The organism is Rhodococcus sp. OK302 (assembly GCF_002245895.1).
In the GTDB taxonomy this organism is placed as follows: Bacteria; Actinomycetota; Actinomycetes; order Mycobacteriales; family Mycobacteriaceae; genus Rhodococcus_F.
This window is the reverse complement of sequence record NZ_NPJZ01000001.1, coordinates 194,529-212,136: the sequence shown is the minus strand read 5'-3', so window position 1 is coordinate 212,136 and position 17,608 is coordinate 194,529. Positions and strand designations below refer to the sequence as shown.

Genomic DNA, 17,608 nt, shown 5'->3' with positions numbered 1-17,608 from the left:
ATGGAATCCATTCTTTGGATCACGGATCGAGCTACGCAGGCCAGTCGGTTGTGAGGCCGGGTCGCGACGCGCTTCTTTCGGAAGTGTTTCTGTAGCTACGACCATGCAACGGCATGCTTCGCCGAAGAGTCGTCGGGCAAGCTCTAGTTCTGGAGAGGTCATCGCTGAGTGCTGGTGCGGGTGGAAGTAATCTTCCTGTTAGAGAGCCTTGTAGCGTGTTGATGAGGGCGCAATGCGCAGTGCTTGCAGGTGGGAGGCCAGTAGGCGGACGTATACCTCTCCGGTCGGTTTGTTTGCCTGGACGTCACTGTGTTCCGGATCGCGGTATGAGTAATTGCATTAAAACAAACCAAAAGTCTGTTAGTCGTCTTGGTGGGCAATCGGAGCGGATGCCCAATCCGTTACAGATATTTTGCGCGCGAATTGGTTACGACGCATAGCTAACTAATTCTAAATTTCCTGGTCAGCGGGCTGGAACTTCTGATGTCGGCCGTTTGAATGACTTCTAAACATTCGTCCAGAAAAACCGCCACAAAAGTTGATACGTGTGGTAAAAATTGATCCGACGCAAACTGCTGGCTATGTATGAGCGAGGGCATACATGCACAGCAGGTTGGCTCGCAAGTTTTCCGCAACGTGTTTGGCACTTACGGCAGACGACTGTGAACGTGCATCCGGCTTTGGGTGCACGTGACTGGATCCGTCGTCTCTTCATCCCGGTATCACCGTGGTGGCTGAACCTCATGCCTCGCTCCGGGGCTGCTCCACCGGATTGCGTTTCCTGCAGTCCGGGCTCAACTAAGCGCGCCGGATATCCCGCCGCGAAAGCACAGGAGGAATACCCAGATGAAGAAGACCACCAAGGGCGCCATCGCCGCAGCTTTCGCCGCACTGCTTCTCGCCGGCGGCGCGGGCACCATGGCTGCCTGGAGCGCCTCCACCACAGCGGGTGTGGGTACGACGATCACAGCCGGCAGCATGGCGATCGAGCAGGTCGGGACCGGCACGTGGGAGTGGGCCGATGGCAGCGCCTTCGACCCGTTGACCGACCGGATCGTGCCCGGTGACGTTGTTTCCTACACCGCCGACTACACGTTCGACCTCGTCGGCAAGAACCTGAAGGCCACGCTAACGCCGTCGCTCTCGGGCGTTACCGGAGACCTGGTTAACCTGGGCCAGCTGAGCGTCGCTGCTGCCCCCGGAATCACGACGGTGTTCACCGCGGGACTGGGCCAGACCGCCTCCTACACCACGGAGATCACCTTCTTGCCGAAGGTGGGCGAGGTCGACAACACCGGCCAGACCAAGACCGCCAGCCTCGCCGGTGGCGTGGTCACCCTCGATCAGTCGTTCTAGTAATCCGTAACCAAAAGAAGGTCACGTGAAGACCCAGTACAAATGGGCGCTCGCAGCGTCGTCGGTTCTGCTCATCGGGGTTGTCTCGGTGCAGCAGACCGGCGCGTCGTGGCGCGATACGGCGCAATCCACCGGCGGCACGATTACGGCCGGCCTGCTCGACATCTCCGCTGGCAACATCAGCTTCAAACTCGACGGGTTGAAGCTGGATAACAAAGCCCCGGGCGAGAGTATTCAGGTGCCACTGCCGGTGATCAACTCCGGCAACGTGCAGATGAACTACTCGCTGTCCAATGTAGTGCTCAACGGCACCACACCGCCGCCGCTAACCCTGCACGTGGCAAAGGTGGCGACTACAGCGGACTGCCCCGCAACGGGCAATGTGGGCACCCAACTCTACGACGGTGCCATGGCCGGCGCGAACTTCACTTCTCTGCCCCAGCTCATCCAGGCTGGTCAGTCGCAGGTGCTGTGCCTGCGTGCCACCCTCGGATTGACTGCGGTAGCAAACCAGAAGTCCGACGCCACGTTCACCTTCGCTGCAAACTCGGTGAGCCGGACATGACTATCACCGCGAGAAGCCAGCGCGCGAGCGAAAGTGCCGAGTACCGACCTCGGCACCCTGCACACGCGGAAACACCTGAGCAGCACCACGATCCCGAGTCTGATGGAGAAGACAAGACCACCCTGTGGTGGTGGGTTCGGACCGTCGTCTCGTGGGTGTTGTTGCTAGTGATGGTCGGCATTCTCGCGGTGATGGTCCTTATCCCTCGGCTCACGGGTTCTACCGCGTACACGGTTCTCACCGGCTCGATGGAACCGACCATGCCCCCGGGCACTCTCATCGTCGTCAAGCCGACACCGAATGAGGACCTGACCGTCGGGGACGTGATCACGTTCCAGCCCGTCTCCGGCGAGCCCGCGGTGGTCACTCACCGCATCGAGGCGATCTTCTACACCGTGGAAGGTGAGCGCAGCATCCGGACTCGCGGCGACGCGAACAACGTCGCCGACGCGACTTTGCTGGTGCCCGAACAGATTCGAGGCCGGGTCATCTACGCGGTGCCGTATCTGGGACAGGTGAACTCGGTGATCAACGGTCAATCGCGTTCGATCCTCATCACAGTCGTGGCTTCGGGTCTGGCTGTGTACGCCGTCTGGATGATCATCGGAGGCATCCGGGACAAGCGACGAAAAGTCGGTGAGGACAACAAGTCCGGCACCGGCCCAACTACCTCCGGCCCGGAATTTGGCGCATCAGAATTGCCCGTCGCCGACCCATCGGCCTCAACCTCCGAAACGAATTAGGACGGCAGAATGCCTACACAACAGAAATCGGGCGGCGACGTCCGTCTCGGGGCGCGGATGCGAGGCCGTATCGGTGAAACCGGCTGGAATCGTGCCCGGGCCGTCCTCTCCCTCGGTATGGTCCTGGGTCTCGGCGCCGTTGGCACAATGGCGGCGTGGACTGACAGCGCCACTGCAACTACCGGCATGTTCAGTACCTCGTCGATCCTGTTGAAGGTCGACGACCAGCACCCCGCTCACGCATTTACGACGCTCAAGCGCAGCAGCATGATGCCAGGTGACAGTGTGGCGGCCTCCCTGAAAGTTGAGAACGCCGGAACACTCAACTTCACCTGGGCGGTCTCCGCCGTTGCGACAGGCTCGCCGGAACTGATTGGCAAGCTCAAGGTCGCTCTGCATCAGACAGCAGCCAACGACGGCATCACTTGTCAGGGGCCGATCATCACTGCGGCGCAGCCATTCGGTGGCACGCTCGCCACTGGCAGGCCACTCGCGGCGGGTGTGTCCGAGCAGGTGTGTGTGAAGGTCACCGTCGATTCCAGCGCTGGCTTGACTGAGCGGTTCAAGATCGCCGACCTCGGCTTCAACTTCACCGCCGTAGCGCCGTGATTACAGCGACGATCGGCGCCGATGAGGAGGTGACCGTGGAACACAATCGTGGCAAGGAAATCGCGCTGAATGTAGCTGCGGTCGCCGGGCTCATCTGCATCATCGCCACTCTCGCCTCCCTTCTCTTCGGGATCAAGCCGCTCGTATTCCGCTCGGGTTCAATGGAACCGGAGATCTCCACCGGCGCACTGGCGTTGGCGAAGACGGTGCCGGCAACTGAACTGGCCGTTGGCGATGTGATCAGCGTCGACAATGACCAGGGCGTGCGCATCACTCACCGTGTTGTCGAGCTCGAGCCGGCCGGCGCGAACACGGTGCTCGCCACTCTGAAGGGAGATGCCAACAATGTGGCCGATCAGATGCCGTACACGATCACCGAGGCGGATCGCGTGTTCTTCAGTGTTGGAGGCCTCGGTTATGTCGTGGCTTGGCTATCAAGTCCGCTAGCGATTTTCCTCGGTGGCGGACTGGTAGGTGCGGTCCTCGTTATCGCGTTTGGAAGAACTAAAGACCGGCGTTTGGAGAATGCCCGCGCCGCCACTACGAATGACGCCCGCGTCGATGTTGACGAAACTCGCGGGGAGCTTCAGGAGGCTCATAATGGTTGAAATGCGACGGGCTCGCACCCGTATGAAGTCTCTGCGGTCGTTGATCGCGATCGGTGGCGCTGCAGCAATAGCACTCGGAGTTGCGCAGGCAACAGGCACATTGGCTGTCTCGACTGACGCGGTCAATTCGACTGGCGCCCAGGTAGCGACGGGTAACTTCTTTCCGACGCCGCTGCCTGCGTCGATCGATTGCGATACGAGCGGTACAGCGAACTGGGATGCAAAGGCAAAGGTCACCTGGCCTAGCGCGGGTGCGGGGTACGGCTACAAGATCACACTTTCGTTGAATGCGACCGGTACTGATGAAGTGATCTATCAGACGGGGACCAGTTTGGGTCCATTCCGTATGTATGACTATGTCGGAGCTTGGAATAATACGGGTCCAGTCAACTCGAAATCATATCGAGTGTTTGTCCAGACTGTACATATTGCGAGTGGTTCCACGTGGGAAACACGACAGGTCTCCTCTGGGTCTGTAAGTTGGACAGTGTTCTCATTTTCGACGAATAGTACCCACTGCACTGGTTCCGGTTTCCGCGTCGATAACCAGGGCTGGGAAAACAACACCACCTGGGACCCGACAACTCCGGACCCCAATGGCTCCGCCGCACGCGGGATGGCGCCTGAGGCGTTTGAGATGGATGTGGAGCAGGGCTTGACAGCGGACCCCGAGGTAAAGGGAACCACCACTCAGGTTCCAACCACCACGCCGGCGGCTCCCACCACCTCGACGCAGACGCCGACCACCACTCCGACGACGGAGGTTCCGACCACCACAACAACGGAGTCGGCAACTCCGACAACAACGACGACTGTTGCTCCGGCTACCACCACAACCACCACAACACCGCCGAAGCCTCCGGTTGTTGCCCTGTCCGCCCCCGAGGTATCAACCTCAGGCGCTACGGCAACACTGGTTCAGACGGATGCCGGTGCGGCAGTAGTGGTAACCGACAGTGCCGGCGACGAAATCTCGAGCACCGCCGTCAGTAGTAGTGCTGAACTGAAGTGGGACTCGAACGGTCAACTGTGGATTGTGGACGGCGGGAACATCTATCGGGTCTCGAGTTTCGGTACCGCGACCACCGTCACCGCTGCTGATGCGCCGGCAGACATCGCAGCCTGGATCGACGGGCTGCAGTGATGACTACTGACAACACGGAAATCGGGAATGGGAGAGTTCGGATGAATGATCGCACCGTTCCCGCCAGTCGATGGAACACGCGTCGTACCAAAATGATCGGTGTTTCACTGGTCATGCTCGGCTCAGCGGCATTCCTTACCGGCTGCGCCGGCACGGGCTCGCTGGGTTCTCTCGGTACCGGCTCCGGTTCCGGTGGATCTTCGGGCGGGGGCTCCGGCACATCAACAACCGTGCCGCCGACCACAACAATTACCGCGCCGCCTGTGGGTTCGGGATCGCTGGCTCTCAAGCCGGTGACTGCCCCCAATTGGTCGGACCAGAACGGCCCGATCGATATCAACACGATGATCGTGGTGCCGGGTGATGTTCTGACCTTCAATGCCAAATTTGCTTTGGAGCTCAAGGGAACTGGCCTGAAAGCCAAACTCTTCACCAATGACCTGGGTGTGAGCGGCGACAGTCCGCTGTTGGAAGAGTTCAAGCCGGTTACCACCGTGTCGCTCGACGGCAGAACCATTCCGGTGGGCGCGACAGGCGAGATTGTTGACACCACCCAGGACGGCAAGAACGTCGATGTGACCATCAAGTTCACCTTCGACAAAGCGGCAACCAACCTGTCGATGGAGCAGTCTGTGCGGCTCGCAGAGTTCAACGTGAGCCTGGTACAGCAGCCGACGTAAGTCAGCTTTGCATCACCGCAAGAACTACAAAACACGATGGCAGGGTAGCGAAATCGCTACCCTGCCATCGTGTTTTTATTGGCCAGCCGGCGAGCATGAATGGTCTGGGTAGTTGAAATGGCTGTCCTGCCAAGAAGGTCATACAACGGGAAGGACGGTGCAGTCGATGGATCCGTGCAGGTGACAGGCATGTGCCGGTGAAATGGGCTGCGCTGCACAGAGGTTAGGGAAACTGAAAGGCCGGGCAGCGTAGTCGCTGCCCGGCCTTGTCGGGGTACTGCTCGAGAAGATTCAGGAGGTGAAAATCAGGAGCCGAAGTCTGCAGATCCGACGTTGATCGAACCGAAGCTCGAGGATACGTAGTTGGAAGATCCCAGGTCAAGCGATCCGGAACCCGAGGATCCGGCATTCAGGGATCCGAAATCAAGCGAACCGAAGCCCAGCGATCCAAGCGAACCGGCGGTGAGTGATCCGAACGAACCGGTGCCGCCGTCAATGGCATCGGGTGTGAACACAACGTTCCAGAGGTCCGTGATGTTGCCATTCTGCGACTCGTTTCCAGCCGTCGAGGGCATTCCGACAACAAATGCGACCTTCGCGGACTGATTGGGCTCGAGGTGCACCGAGTTCAGCAGGGCATCGGGTGCCGTTTCATGATTGGTGATGACTGCCGACGTGCCCGCAGTTCCGTTGACGTCAACGCGCAGGAACAGCTGCATGGCGGGCGATATTTTGTAGTCGCCGGGGTAGAAATTGACTACGCCCGCGGTATTGGTGGCGTTGCGTACGTGGAACGTGGTGGTGTTGGTGTTACCGGGGCTGAGTATGTCCGTGCTCCAGACGATCTCATTCTGATCGCCCCAGGTGTTGCCGTCGGCGGAATATTCGAGGGCCTCGACTGGTGCATCGGCTGCCTGAGCGACGCTCGGCAGGAAGAGTCCGCCGAAGGCTGCGATCAGAAAAGCGAGGACCACGCCGGTGATAGTTCGGGTTGGTGTTCCGGATCTTGCGGGTGCGTAACTGATTGTTTTCATAACCTCGATTCTAGCCCGCAAATCGCCCGATTAGAGGCTAATGGCAAGTGCGTATCTGGTAGTAGCGCAGGATTTTTCGATTCCTCGGCTGGTTATTGCTAGCGGTAAACTGATGTTCGTTTTCACTCCGCGGTGGGAGTCGCTTGGACGGTCAGGTGCAAGCTGTGGTGGCGTCGCACAAACAGGCTCGGTACCCACTCCGGGGGCGCAGATTCAGCCAGCGATACGTGCTCACTTTTCGCGAGTAGTAGCGTCAGGGCGATCTTTGCTTCCAGGCGGGCAAGGGCAGCGCCCACACAGAAGTGCGCACCTTTCCCGAAGGCGAGATGCGACCGAAGATTGGTCCGGTTGAGGTCGAGAACATTCGGGTTCTCGAAGGCTGTCGGATCGCGATTTGCTGAGCCCCACAAGAGAATTAGATGACTACCTGCGGACAGTTCGATACCGCCCAACGTCGTATCCGCGTTGACGTGTCGGTGGTGTCCGCGGAATGGTGATTCGAGCCGCAGTGCCTCTTCGAGGAAGGAGGCGATCAAAGAAGAATCTTCTCGAAGTTGTTGTTGCAGTTCAGGCTTCTCGGCAAGAATCCTCGCAGCGTTCGCGATCAACCCGGCGGTGGATTCGCCGCCGGCGCCCACCAGTTGTACCAACATGAGGACGGCCACTGTTGTATCGACCTCGCCGCTGTTGCAAGCGCGCACTAAATCGCCGAGAAGATTCTCGCCGGGGGAGTGTTGGGCGTCGGCCAGTTTTCTGTACAGATAGCCGGTGAGTTGGGTCGCGGCCGTGACAACCTCGGGCAGGCGATTGTCTGTGACTATCCCGCTGAGCAGTTCAGTGCTGTTGTAAGACCACGTAAGGAGTTGCGGTACATCGGATTCCGGCAACCCGATCAGGTGGGCGACCATCCGCAGTGGCAGTTGATCTGCAATTACAGATACCCATTCGATGTTGCGACCGTCAAAATGGTTGTTCCACAACTCTTCTGCATAGTCGGAGATCAACGGCTCCATAGCCCGGATGCGTTTGGCGACAAGCGTTGGCAGAACCAATTTGCGATGCTGCTGATGGCTGGGATCGTCGCCGGTGGCAAGAACATGGATGGCTTGCCCGCCGCCGTCGAGGTCGAACGTAGTCGGTGATCCATCGGCCGAGTGAACCAGGATGCCGGTGAGATTGGACGAGAAGTCCGCAGTACGGCCGAGCGCTTCGGTGACAAGTTCCCAACTCGAAACGAGGTAGAAGTCGGTATCGGGAATCCGGTACACGGGGTGGTCGCGTCGCAGTGCCGCATACAGCGGATACGGGTTGTCGATATTGGCGGGAGCAAAGGGATCGATGTCGATTGAGGCGGTCACCGGTTCAGAATTCAGGTCCAATCCAGGCTTGTCAACCGATGAAAATACTGGATGACCTGCAATTTCAGAGAATTCTCACGGCCTAGCCAGTGCTGGCATTCAGTGCTGGTCATGGCGGTGATCGCACATCAAGAATTGAGAATTCTGGCTAGTCTTGTCTCATGGTAAGACAAAGTGCATCGGATGCAACGGATTGGCTGGCCGGAGGGAACCGCCGGGAGCTTGCCATCGAACGCATCTATCACGTGGCCGCAGAGCTGATCCGTGATCACGGATTCGACTCCATCAGCGTCGACGACGTAGCCGAGCGCGCCGGGTGCTCACGGGCCACGCTGTACCGCTACGTGGGCGGTAAGGCGGCAATCCGTGACGGGGTGATGGCGCGCAGTGCAGCAGCAGTAGCGCGGGAAGTCTCGGCCGCCGTTGCATCGTTGACGGGCAAGCCTCGGGTTGTCGAAGCCATTCTTGTTTCGGTGCGCGCGATTCGCGCCGACGCCGCAGTCAGTGACGGCCTGACTGCGGCCCGGGCAACCGGGATGGACAACTACGTGGCGTCATCGAAGTTGCTTGGCGACACCGCAATCGAACTCGCGGGCCTGGATGCGGGAGACGAAACCTCGCAATGGGTGGTCCGGATTGTGTTGGCGCTACTGGCTTGGCCGCTGGCCGATGAAGTAGCCGAAAGGCGCATGGTGGAATCGTTTATTGCGTGACGTCGTCAGGATGTCCACACAATCAAGGGTGCACGGGCCGGAAAGAAATCAGCTTCCGAAACCGAAGATCTGCTCGAGCGATCCGAACAGGTTTTCCTCCGGGGTGCTCGGAGCGTCCGTGACATCGACGGTGACAGTGAGTGTCAGATCAGGATTGACACCGTTGGCAGCTTCGAGGGTGAACGTGTAAGTACCTGCAATGGTAGGTGTTCCGGACAGCACGCCGTTGGTGAACGTCATGCCGGTGGGCAACGTCGACTGGTCGACCACCGTGACGGTCGGGGTGGGGTTGCCGGTGACCGTAAATTCGCGCGAAAGTGCTGTTCCGACTACAGCATTGAGGGTGACGGGTCCGGCGTCGGTGAATATCGGAGCTGAGGGAGCTGCGGCAACCTCGAGGGTGACGGTCAAGGAGGCGGGGGTTCCGACACCGTTGTCTGCGGTAACGGTGAACGGGAACGATCCTGCAGCGGTGGGTGTTCCGGTCAGGACACCGGCGGGGCTGAGGGTGAGTCCGGTGGGCAGTCCCGTGGCGGTGACGGTCGGTGTCGGGTTTCCGGTGACGGCGAAGGTGTGGGTCAGTTCGGTTCCGGCGATACCGTTCGCGGTGACCGGGCCGGCGTCGACGAATGCCGGAGCAGCAGGTGCTGCAACAACGGTGACGGTCACCTCGAGGGTGGCATCAGGCGCCGTACTACTCGCGGCTTTGAGGGTGAACGGGTAGACCCCGGACGCGGTGGGTGCCCCGGTGAGGGTGCCGTTGGTGAACGTCATGCCGATGGGCAACTTCGCCGGGTCGACCACCGTGACGGTGGGTGTCGGGTTACCGGTTACGGTGAATTCTCGGGTCAACGCTGTGCCGACAACAGCATCCAATGCAACAGGTGCGGTGTCCGTGAACGCCGGAGCTGCGGGCGCTGCGGCGACGGTGAGGGTGACGGTCAAAGTGGTAGGAGTGCCGATACCGTTGGCCGCTTCGAGGGTGAACGTGTAAGTACCGGCCGTGGTGGGTGTTCCGGACAACGCACCGTTGGTGAAGGTCATGCCGGTGGGCAGCTTCGACGGGTCGATCACCGTGACAGTCGGGGTGGGGTTGCCGGTGACCGTGAATTCGCGTGAAAGTGCTGTTCCGACTACAGCATTGAGGGTGACAGGTCCGGCGTCGGTAAACACCGGCGCTGCGGGAGCTGCGGCAACAGTGAGGGTGACCGTCAGGGCAGCGGGGTTTCCGACACCGTTGTCTGCGGTGACGGTAACGGGGAACGTTCCGGTGGTCGTGGGTGTTCCGGTCAGGACACCGGCGGGGCTGAGGGTGAGTCCGGTGGGGAGTCCCGTGGCGGTGACGGTCGGGGTCGGGATTCCGGTGACGGCGAATGTGTGGGTCAGTTCGGTTCCGGCGATACCGTTCACGGTCACGGGGCCAGCATCAACGAATGCCGGGGCTGCCGGGGCCGGCGGTTTCAGCGCCAACGAATGGGAGAGGCCGGCAGCGATGGCGGTGTAGCCGGAACCAGCCGGGGCGGTAGTCTGCCCGTCGCCGTTGTATCCCCAGGCTTTGATGGTGCCGTCAGCGGTCAACGCCAACGAATGGGTGCCCGCGGCGATGGCGGTGTAGCCGCTACCTCCCGGGACGGCGCTCTGCCCGTCGCCGTTGTATCCCCAGGTTGTGATGGTGCCGTTGGCGTTCAGCGCCAACGAATGGTTGGTGCCGGCGGCGATAGCTTTGTAGCCGGAACCGGCCGGGATGTTGAGCTGCCCGAAGCTGTTGTTTCCCCAGGCTTTGATGGTGCCGTTTGCGGTCAACGCCACTGAATGGGCACCGCCGGCGGCGATGGCGGTGTAGCCGGAACCGGTTGGGGCGGTTGCCTGCCCGAGGTTGTTGCGTCCCCAGGCTGTGATAGTGCCGTCGGCGGTCAACGCCAACGAATGGTTGGTGCCGGCGGCGATGGCGGTGTAGCCGGAACCGGCCGGGGCGGTGGTCTGCCCATAGTTGTTGCGTCCCCAGGCCGTGATGGTGCCGTTTGCGGTCAACGCCACCGAATGGGTGCCGCCGGCGGCGATGGCAATGTAGCCGGAACCGGCCGGGGCGGTGGCCTGCCCGTAGGCGTTGTTTCCCCAGGCTGTGATGGTGCCGTCGGCTTTCAGCGCCAACGAATGGGCCTCGCCGCCGGCGACGGCGGTGAAAGCGCTACCATCCGGGGCGGTTGCCTGCCCGAAGTAGTTGTATCCCCAGGCCGCGATGGTATTGGGAGATGTGACCGGCACACCGACCGGTGTGGCCGCAGCAGCGGTCGCGACGGCCAGGACCAGGGCCCCGGAGGCTACTAGAGCAGCCAGCCCTCGCAGGAATCTGCTTCGGTGTGGTCTGCGGGGGTGATCGAGTAGTGCCATGGTGGCGTGCCTTTCGGGGCGGGTTTCCGGAGGGTCTGGTCAGGGCGTCGAGGTCAGGACCCGAAGATCGTGCCGAGTATGCCGAGGGACCCGGTCGACGGCGTGGTGGTCGTGGCTTCCGCGACGGTGACGGTGACCTCCAAGGTTGCCGCCGGATCTATGTCATTGGTGGCGGTCACCGTGAACGTGTATGTTCCGGCAGCGGTCGGGGTGCCGGACAGGACACCATCGGAGGTGAGGGTCAGACCTGCGGGGAGTTCACCGGTGGTCACTGCGACAGTGGGTGTGGGGAAGCCGGTGAGGGTGAAGGTGTGGGTGTAGGGCTGGCCGGCGGTGGCGGCGGGCGGTGCGCCGGTCAGAGTCGGCGCGGTCGACGCGTCTATGGCGAGGGAATGGCGGAAGCCGCCAGCCAGGGCGGTGTAGCCGTCGCCGGTCGGCGTATCCCTCACCTGCCCGGAGACGTCCCATCCCCAGGCGGTGATGTGGCCGTCGGCGCTCAACGCGAGGGAATGGTTGCTGCTGGAGGTGATCGCGGTGTAGCCGCCGCCGGTCGGGGTTCCGGTGAGCTGCCCGTAGCTGTTGAGTCCCCAGGAAGTGATGTGGCCGTCGCCGGTCAGCGCCAGGGAATGGCTGTAGCCGGAGGCGAGAGCAATGTAGCCGCCGTCGGTCGGGGTTCCGGTGAGCTGCCCGTAGTTGTTGTTTCCCCAGGTGGTGATGTGGCCGTCGCCGGTCAACGCGAGGGAATGGGTGCCGGCGGCGGCGAGAGCAATGTAGCCGCCGTCGGTCGGGGTACCGATCAGCTGCCCTTCGCCACCGTTTCCCCAGGCGGTGATGTGGCCGTCGGAACTCAGCGCGAGGGAATGGTAGATGCCGGCGGCGATGGCGGTGTAGCCGCCGCCGGTCGGCGTGTTGTTGAGCTGCCCGTAGTCGTTGGATCCCCAGGCGGTGATGTGGCCGTCGGCGCTCAACGCGAGAGAATGGTAATCGCCGGCGGCGAGAGCAACATAGCCCCCGCCGGTCGGCGTGCCCGTGAGCTGACCGTAGTCGTTGGATCCCCAGGAGATGACGTGTCCGTCGGAGGTCAGCGCGAGGGAATGAGCGTCGCCGGCAGCAACGGCGGTGTAGGTCTGCCCGACGGGCGGGGCGGGCACCGTGGCCTGCTCGTCGTCGTTGTTTCCCCAGCCGACGGCGTTGCCGCCGGGTGATACCGGGACCCCGACCGGCGCGGCGACGGCGGGGACTGCGAGCGCGGCGGCGATGCCGGTCGCCGCCAGCCCGGTCAGGACGGCGCGCAGGAGTCGGGATCTGCCGCGGGTACGTGGTAGGCGGTCGAGTAGTGGGGTGGACATGCAGGGGCTCCTTGACTATGGGGTGGAGGGTTCGGGGTGTCAACTGGCGGCGGCCCGGAATTGCGTGTGACTGTAACGGACAAATTGGGCTCAATCTGGGGTCAACAGCGAACTTGCCCCGAACTCCTTCGAGCGCCGATTCAGGTTGTGCCGCAAGGAGTTGACGGTCCCGGTAGCGGCTCGTCGATCTGCTGGCGGTGCCGCGACGGCGGACTCGACAAATCATCGAATCCCTGGTCACGGCGGGTATCGGTATTCGCGATCTCCCAATCCGCAGTCACAGGCGGTCGGGGCGGTGGCGGCGATCGACACGCAGCATTTCCCACGTTTCGAGCCTCGCGCTCCGCGAATTCTCTCGTCTTCCGGCGTACCGCGTCCGCAGTAGAAGACTGTCGCAAATGCCCACTTGACTCCTATTCTTCTCCTCATGGATGTGGTGGAACGGTGGGTGCAGCTGTCGTATCGACGGCCGGTGCTGACGGCAGGCGTAGTCGCGGTGTTCGTCGGGGCCTGCGGGGTCATCGCGCTGCGATTCGAACAGCGCGGCGGACGCCCGGGTGACACGTCGACGATCGCCGCACTGATTGTCGTGTCGACTGCTGCCGCACTCACGGTCAAACGCACCCACCCGTGGTGGGCACTCGCGATCACCACGGCGGGCACCGTCGCCTACATCGCCTACTCCGGCCAGTTCAACGCGGCCGCCACCTTGCCCCTCAGCGTCTGTCTGTGCACCCTCGCTTCACGCTTCGAAGCACGGACCGCGATAGCAGCGACAGCCGCGGTCTGCGTCGGATTGACCTGTGTTGCTGCGATACTCGGCCCGCAGTGGCTCCTCGTGGAACGTGTCGGTCTGATCGGCTGGCCGTTGCTGGGCGCATCCATCGGCGGCGTAACACGAGCCCGTAACCGCTATGTGACGGCGGTGGAGACACGCGCGCAGGTGTCGGCGGCACTCTACGAATACGAAGCGGAGCGTCGGGTCACCGAGGAACGACTGCGCATCAGCCGCGACATCCACGACGTGGTCGCCCATCACCTGGCCGCACTCAACTTGCAGATCGGGACCGCGCGCCACGTGCTCGACCGCCCCGAACTCGCGGCGCAGGCACTGGCCGGCATGCACGAGAACTCCGAGGCCGCCCTCCGCGAGATCAAGGGACTCGTCGGAATGCTTCGTGCCGCCGATGACGATCCGCGAGGGCCGGTGCCGGGGCTGGGCGATGTGGACGCGCTCGTCGACGCGGCCCTCGCGTCAGGCCTCGATGTGCGGACAATCGTCGCCGGCAGTGTCCGCCCGGCCACTCCGGATGTGGAGCTGGCCGCCTACCGGGTCATTCAGGAGGCGCTCACCAACGCCGCCAAGCACGCCCCCGGCGAACCGGTGACCCTGACCATGACGTACCGGTTGTCGACACTGACCATCGAAGTCGGAAACCGGATCGCCGCGGCGGGCCGGCGCAAGACGGGAGGTGGTTTCGGACTCGCCGGAATGAGCGAGCGAGTGCGTGCCGCGGGCGGACACCTGGACGCCGACGACGGAAGCGGCGGCCGGTTCGTGGTCGCCGTCGAACTCCCGCTCGCCGCCTACGAGGTGCGGAGCCGATGACGATACGGGTGGTCATCGCCGACGACCAGGCACTCTTTCGCAGCACATTGCGTCTGCTCGTCGATTCCGAACGAGACATGGAGGTAGTCGCCGAAGCACGCGACGGCGCCGAAGCCGTCCGCGCGACGCGTCGGACAGTGCCGGACGTGGCGATCATCGACATTCGCATGCCGAACCTCGACGGCATCGAGGCGACCAGAGCGATCGCGGCTGATCCGCTGCTGGCGCGAACACGCGTGCTGATCCTCACGACATTCGAGTTCGACGAGAATGTTGCCAAGGCACTGCGTGCGGGCGCAGCTGGATTCTTGGGCAAGGATGCGCGGCCGGCGGAGCTACTCGACGCTGTTCGCTCCGTGGCGCGCGGGACCATACCGCTATCGCCCACGGCCACAAGGTTGTTGGTGGACGAGTTCCTGGCGCGGCCCGTCGGGTCGGCGATTCGCGGCGACAGCCTGCTGCACGATCTGACCCCGCGGGAGCGTGAGGTGGTGGTTCAAGTGGCGGGCGGAGCCGCCAACGACGAGATCGCGCGCACGCTGGGGATCACTGTGCTCACCGCCAAAACACACGTGAACCGGGCGATGACCAAACTCGTTGCCCGAGACCGGGCGCAGCTCGTAGTGCGCGCCTACGAGTTGGGAATCGTCTCACCCGGGCAAACCCCCAGAGCTCCGGCAAGGTCGCATAAATCCTTGTCAGATGGTGTGAAGTAGGCCGATGAAGAATCCGAAAGACGGATGGTGCAATTGTTTATTGCGGGACGTCACCTGTCTCCGCAGCATCGCGCAGATCCCTCTTGAGTACCTTGCCGGCAGCAGAAAGAGGCAGGGCGTCAACAAACTGGATCGATCGCGGTGCTTTGTAGCCGGAGACAAGGGATTTCGCGTGGGCGCGAAGCTCGTCGAAATCTGTCTGGGAGCCGGGGCGAAGAACAACGACGGCGTGGACCCGCTCGCCCCACTTCGGATCTTGCACGCCCACAACGGAACAGGCGGCAACCGCCGGATGTTGCGACAAGGCGTTCTCGACCTCCGTGGAGTAGACGTTCTCGCCTCCGGTGATGATCATGTCCTTGATTCGATCGACAATGAACAGATATCCGCGTTCGTCGAGATACCCGGCATCGCCGGTATGCATCCAACCGCCGGCGAAGGCCGCCGCTGTCTCCTCCGGGAGGTTGCGGTAGCCGATCATCAGATGGTCGCCGCGCGTGACGATTTCGCCGACAGTTCCAGACGGCACTTCGTTTCCGGCGGGGTCGAGGATCTGCACTTCGCAATGGGGGAGTGCGCGGCCCGCTGATCGAAGCAGATCGCCACCAATGAGGTGATCGGCGGCGCTCAGCACAGTGATGTGTGCGGTCTCGGTCATTCCGTACCCCTGCGTGAAACCACTACGAGGGAAAGCCTTCATCGAGCGTTCCAGTAGAGCCGGTGAAATGGGGGAGGCGCCGTACCGAACCACCTGAACACTCGAGCGGTCATAAGCGTCGAGATCTGTTGCGGTAACCAACATGTGAAGCATGGTCGGTACAACGCCCACCGTGGTGGGCCGGTGCCGGTCGATGGCCTCGAGCATTGCCTGCGGTGAGAACACGGGGAGAAAGACCTGCGTGCCGCCCATCATGTTCTGCGCCATCCAACTCGCGATACCGGCGATATGGAACAGTGGATTGGCAAGCAGGTTGACGCCGTCGGCTACGGCAGGCTTGCCGGCAGCCAGTGTTCCCAGCGTCGACGTCATCAATCCCTTGTGGCTGACCATCACGCCTTTGGAGCGCCCGGTTGTACCGCCGGTGTAGAGCAGAAGAGCAACGGCGTCGTCGCCGATTCGGAGATCCGGGACAGGCTCTGATTCGGCAATGAGCTTGTCGTAGTCGATCATTCCCGTCGGAACCGTTCCGGAACCGCAGAACACGACGCGTCCCAAATCGGGGCAGAGTTCGCGTAGTTCCGGTACCAGTGGGGCTGAGTTCTCGTCGACGATCAGGCTGGTCGATCCCGAATCATTGAGTGCATAAGCTATTTCCGCGGCAGACCACCGGGAGTTGAGCGGGCTGACCGTGGCACCGGACCACCAGCCGGCCAAAATTGTCTCGTGACAACGGTCCGAATTCAATGCAAGAAGCGATACGCAGTCACCCCTGCCGCTGCCGAGTCCGCTCGCCAACCGAGCCACACGATCAACGGACTCGGCCGTCGTGAAGGTTCGATCTCCGAAGACGGTCATGGGACGTCCCGGTGATTCGCGCAAGGCACGATGAATGAACTGGGTCAGAAACACGACTGTCCTCCGGAACTGTGAACGAACTACTCCAGAATCATCGCATCGGCACAGAATGCGCTGCTTCGAGGATCCAAGCGAACTGCGCAAAGCGGCCACCTGATGGCCGCTGACGTGCGAGAGTTCTCGGGTGCGCAGATTAGGTGTGGTGTTGCTCGGTGCCCTCGTCCTCCCCCTGACGGGATTCGGGGTGGCAGGTGCAGTACCCGGAATGACATCGTTTGGTGATACGACGTCCGTCGGCGTCCACAATTCTTACGAGAAGTCGACCTTCCCGTATTTTGCCGACGCTCTCGACTCAGGCGCAGCTCTCATCGAATTGGATCTGTGGACCAACGTCGCGGGCACGGACTGGCGGGTTTCGCACGAGAATCCTTTTGGCAGTAACAGTAACTGCGTCGGTGCGCAGAATGCGGCGGGGCTACGTAGCGGTTTTCGAGATCAAGGCTTCGCGGGATGCTTGGCCGACATGCGGGCGTGGAGTGACGTCAATCCGGAACATCCGCCGGTGATGGTCAAACTCGAACTCAAAGACGGATTCACAGTGGGGTACGGGCGGGGCCCGGCCGACCTCGACGCTTTGATTCTCAGCACGCTGGGCGACGCCGTCTTCACCCCGGCCGATCTGGTGGGCGATCAGTTTTCGACGCCGGACGAGGCAGTTACCCAGCGAGGTTGGCCGTCGGAAAACGCGATGGCCGGCAAGTTCATCTTCGAGTTGATTCCCGGAACCATCGAGGAAAAGAATCCGCTCGATACGTGGTGGGCGGATGTCGAATACGCAACGCACCTGCGCGATCTCGCGGCCCTGAATCGGCTCGAGGAAGCGTCGGCGTTCCCCGCGGTGCATCGTGCGTCGGAGGGTGATCCGCGCATTGCCCGGTACGCGGACCCGTCGGTGCGACCGTGGTTTGTTCTCTTCGACGGTGACGCAGCCGAATACGTCGGCGGCGCAATCGATCCCAGCTGGTACCACGAACGTGGCTATCTGCTGATCATGACGGACGCTCAGAACGTGACGCCCGCAATCGATGGGACACACGCGTCGGAAGGCGAGGCACAGGACCGACTTGATCGACTGGCCGGCGATCATGCCAGTTACATCACCTCGGATTGGTCGAAACTTCCGAGCGTGCTGGCCACCGTGATTCCACGCCGCTGAC

16 protein-coding genes are annotated in these 17,608 nt (G+C 62.0%); 11 read left to right on the top strand and 5 right to left on the bottom strand.

Annotated elements, in window-relative coordinates:
* Positions 1-846: 846 nt before the first annotated feature.
* Genes BDB13_RS00980 through BDB13_RS00950 form a run of 7 tightly spaced genes read left to right on the top strand, consistent with a single transcriptional unit; the run spans position 847 to position 5,705 of the window.
* Positions 847-1,356, top strand: a complete 510-nt coding sequence (locus tag BDB13_RS00980) for an alternate-type signal peptide domain-containing protein (RefSeq protein ID WP_094270002.1) — start codon at positions 847-849, stop codon at positions 1,354-1,356.
* 25 nt (positions 1,357-1,381) lie between these two features.
* A complete protein-coding gene (locus BDB13_RS00975) occupies positions 1,382-1,921 on the top strand; it encodes a hypothetical protein (protein WP_094270001.1) in 540 nt (179 codons plus the stop codon).
* Complete coding sequence (locus tag BDB13_RS00970) at positions 1,918-2,664, top strand: signal peptidase I (RefSeq protein WP_094270000.1); 747 nt, start codon at positions 1,918-1,920, stop codon at positions 2,662-2,664. The genes BDB13_RS00975 and BDB13_RS00970 overlap by 4 nt, the downstream gene beginning before the upstream one ends.
* Positions 2,665-2,673: 9 nt before the next feature.
* Positions 2,674-3,273 (top strand): SipW-dependent-type signal peptide-containing protein, encoded by a 600-nt coding sequence (locus BDB13_RS00965; RefSeq protein WP_094269999.1) that lies wholly within the window; start codon positions 2,674-2,676, stop codon positions 3,271-3,273.
* Positions 3,273-3,881: a signal peptidase I gene (locus BDB13_RS00960; RefSeq protein ID WP_254922985.1), complete on the top strand. Its 609-nt coding sequence runs from the start codon at positions 3,273-3,275 to the stop codon at positions 3,879-3,881. Before BDB13_RS00965 ends, BDB13_RS00960 begins: the two co-directional genes overlap by 1 nt.
* The gene (locus BDB13_RS31580; RefSeq protein WP_141210598.1) at positions 3,874-5,025 is read left to right on the top strand and encodes a hypothetical protein; all 1,152 of its coding nucleotides are present in this window, start codon (positions 3,874-3,876) and stop codon (positions 5,023-5,025) included. Before BDB13_RS00960 ends, BDB13_RS31580 begins: the two co-directional genes overlap by 8 nt.
* 41 nt (positions 5,026-5,066) lie before the next feature.
* Complete coding sequence (locus BDB13_RS00950; RefSeq protein WP_176459496.1) at positions 5,067-5,705, top strand: alternate-type signal peptide domain-containing protein; 639 nt, start codon at positions 5,067-5,069, stop codon at positions 5,703-5,705.
* Positions 5,706-6,010: 305 nt separating this feature from the next.
* Here the strand turns inward: BDB13_RS00950 and BDB13_RS00945 are convergent, their stop codons facing one another.
* Both BDB13_RS00945 and BDB13_RS00940 read right to left on the bottom strand, forming a co-directional pair.
* Positions 6,011-6,739, bottom strand: a complete 729-nt coding sequence (locus tag BDB13_RS00945) for a hypothetical protein (protein ID WP_094269997.1) — start codon at positions 6,737-6,739, stop codon at positions 6,011-6,013.
* Between the two features lie 122 nt (positions 6,740-6,861).
* Positions 6,862-8,097, bottom strand: coding sequence for a cytochrome P450 (locus BDB13_RS00940; RefSeq protein WP_254922656.1), 1,236 nt, complete (start codon positions 8,095-8,097; stop codon positions 6,862-6,864).
* 161 nt (positions 8,098-8,258) lie between these two features.
* Between BDB13_RS00940 and BDB13_RS00935 the strand changes: the two genes are divergently transcribed.
* Positions 8,259-8,810, top strand: coding sequence for a TetR/AcrR family transcriptional regulator (locus BDB13_RS00935; protein ID WP_094269996.1), 552 nt, complete (start codon positions 8,259-8,261; stop codon positions 8,808-8,810).
* A 48-nt stretch (positions 8,811-8,858) separates the two neighbouring features.
* On the opposite strand, the gene BDB13_RS00930 is transcribed toward BDB13_RS00935, so the two are convergent.
* Both BDB13_RS00930 and BDB13_RS00925 read right to left on the bottom strand, forming a co-directional pair.
* Positions 8,859-11,201, bottom strand: a complete 2,343-nt coding sequence (locus BDB13_RS00930; RefSeq protein WP_094269995.1) for a putative Ig domain-containing protein — start codon at positions 11,199-11,201, stop codon at positions 8,859-8,861.
* 53 nt (positions 11,202-11,254) lie between these two features.
* On the bottom strand, positions 11,255-12,550 hold the full coding sequence (locus BDB13_RS00925; RefSeq protein ID WP_094269994.1) for an RCC1 domain-containing protein: 1,296 nt from the start codon (positions 12,548-12,550) through the stop codon (positions 11,255-11,257).
* 427 nt (positions 12,551-12,977) lie between these two features.
* Between BDB13_RS00925 and BDB13_RS00920 the strand changes: the two genes are divergently transcribed.
* The gene (locus BDB13_RS00920; RefSeq protein ID WP_094269993.1) at positions 12,978-14,159 is read left to right on the top strand and encodes a sensor histidine kinase; all 1,182 of its coding nucleotides are present in this window, start codon (positions 12,978-12,980) and stop codon (positions 14,157-14,159) included.
* Complete coding sequence (locus tag BDB13_RS00915) at positions 14,156-14,875, top strand: response regulator transcription factor (protein WP_094269992.1); 720 nt, start codon at positions 14,156-14,158, stop codon at positions 14,873-14,875. Before BDB13_RS00920 ends, BDB13_RS00915 begins: the two co-directional genes overlap by 4 nt.
* 37 nt (positions 14,876-14,912) lie before the next feature.
* Here BDB13_RS00915 and BDB13_RS00910 read toward each other — a convergent pair whose 3' ends face one another.
* Entirely contained in the window at positions 14,913-16,445 is a 1,533-nt protein-coding gene (locus BDB13_RS00910) for an AMP-binding protein (RefSeq protein ID WP_094269991.1), read from the bottom strand.
* Positions 16,446-16,575: 130 nt separating this feature from the next.
* Here BDB13_RS00910 and BDB13_RS00905 point away from each other — a divergent pair, with 130 nt between their 5' ends.
* Positions 16,576-17,607, top strand: a complete 1,032-nt coding sequence (locus BDB13_RS00905) for a phosphatidylinositol-specific phospholipase C domain-containing protein (RefSeq protein WP_254922655.1) — start codon at positions 16,576-16,578, stop codon at positions 17,605-17,607.
* The last annotated feature ends 1 nt before the right edge of the window (position 17,608 follow it).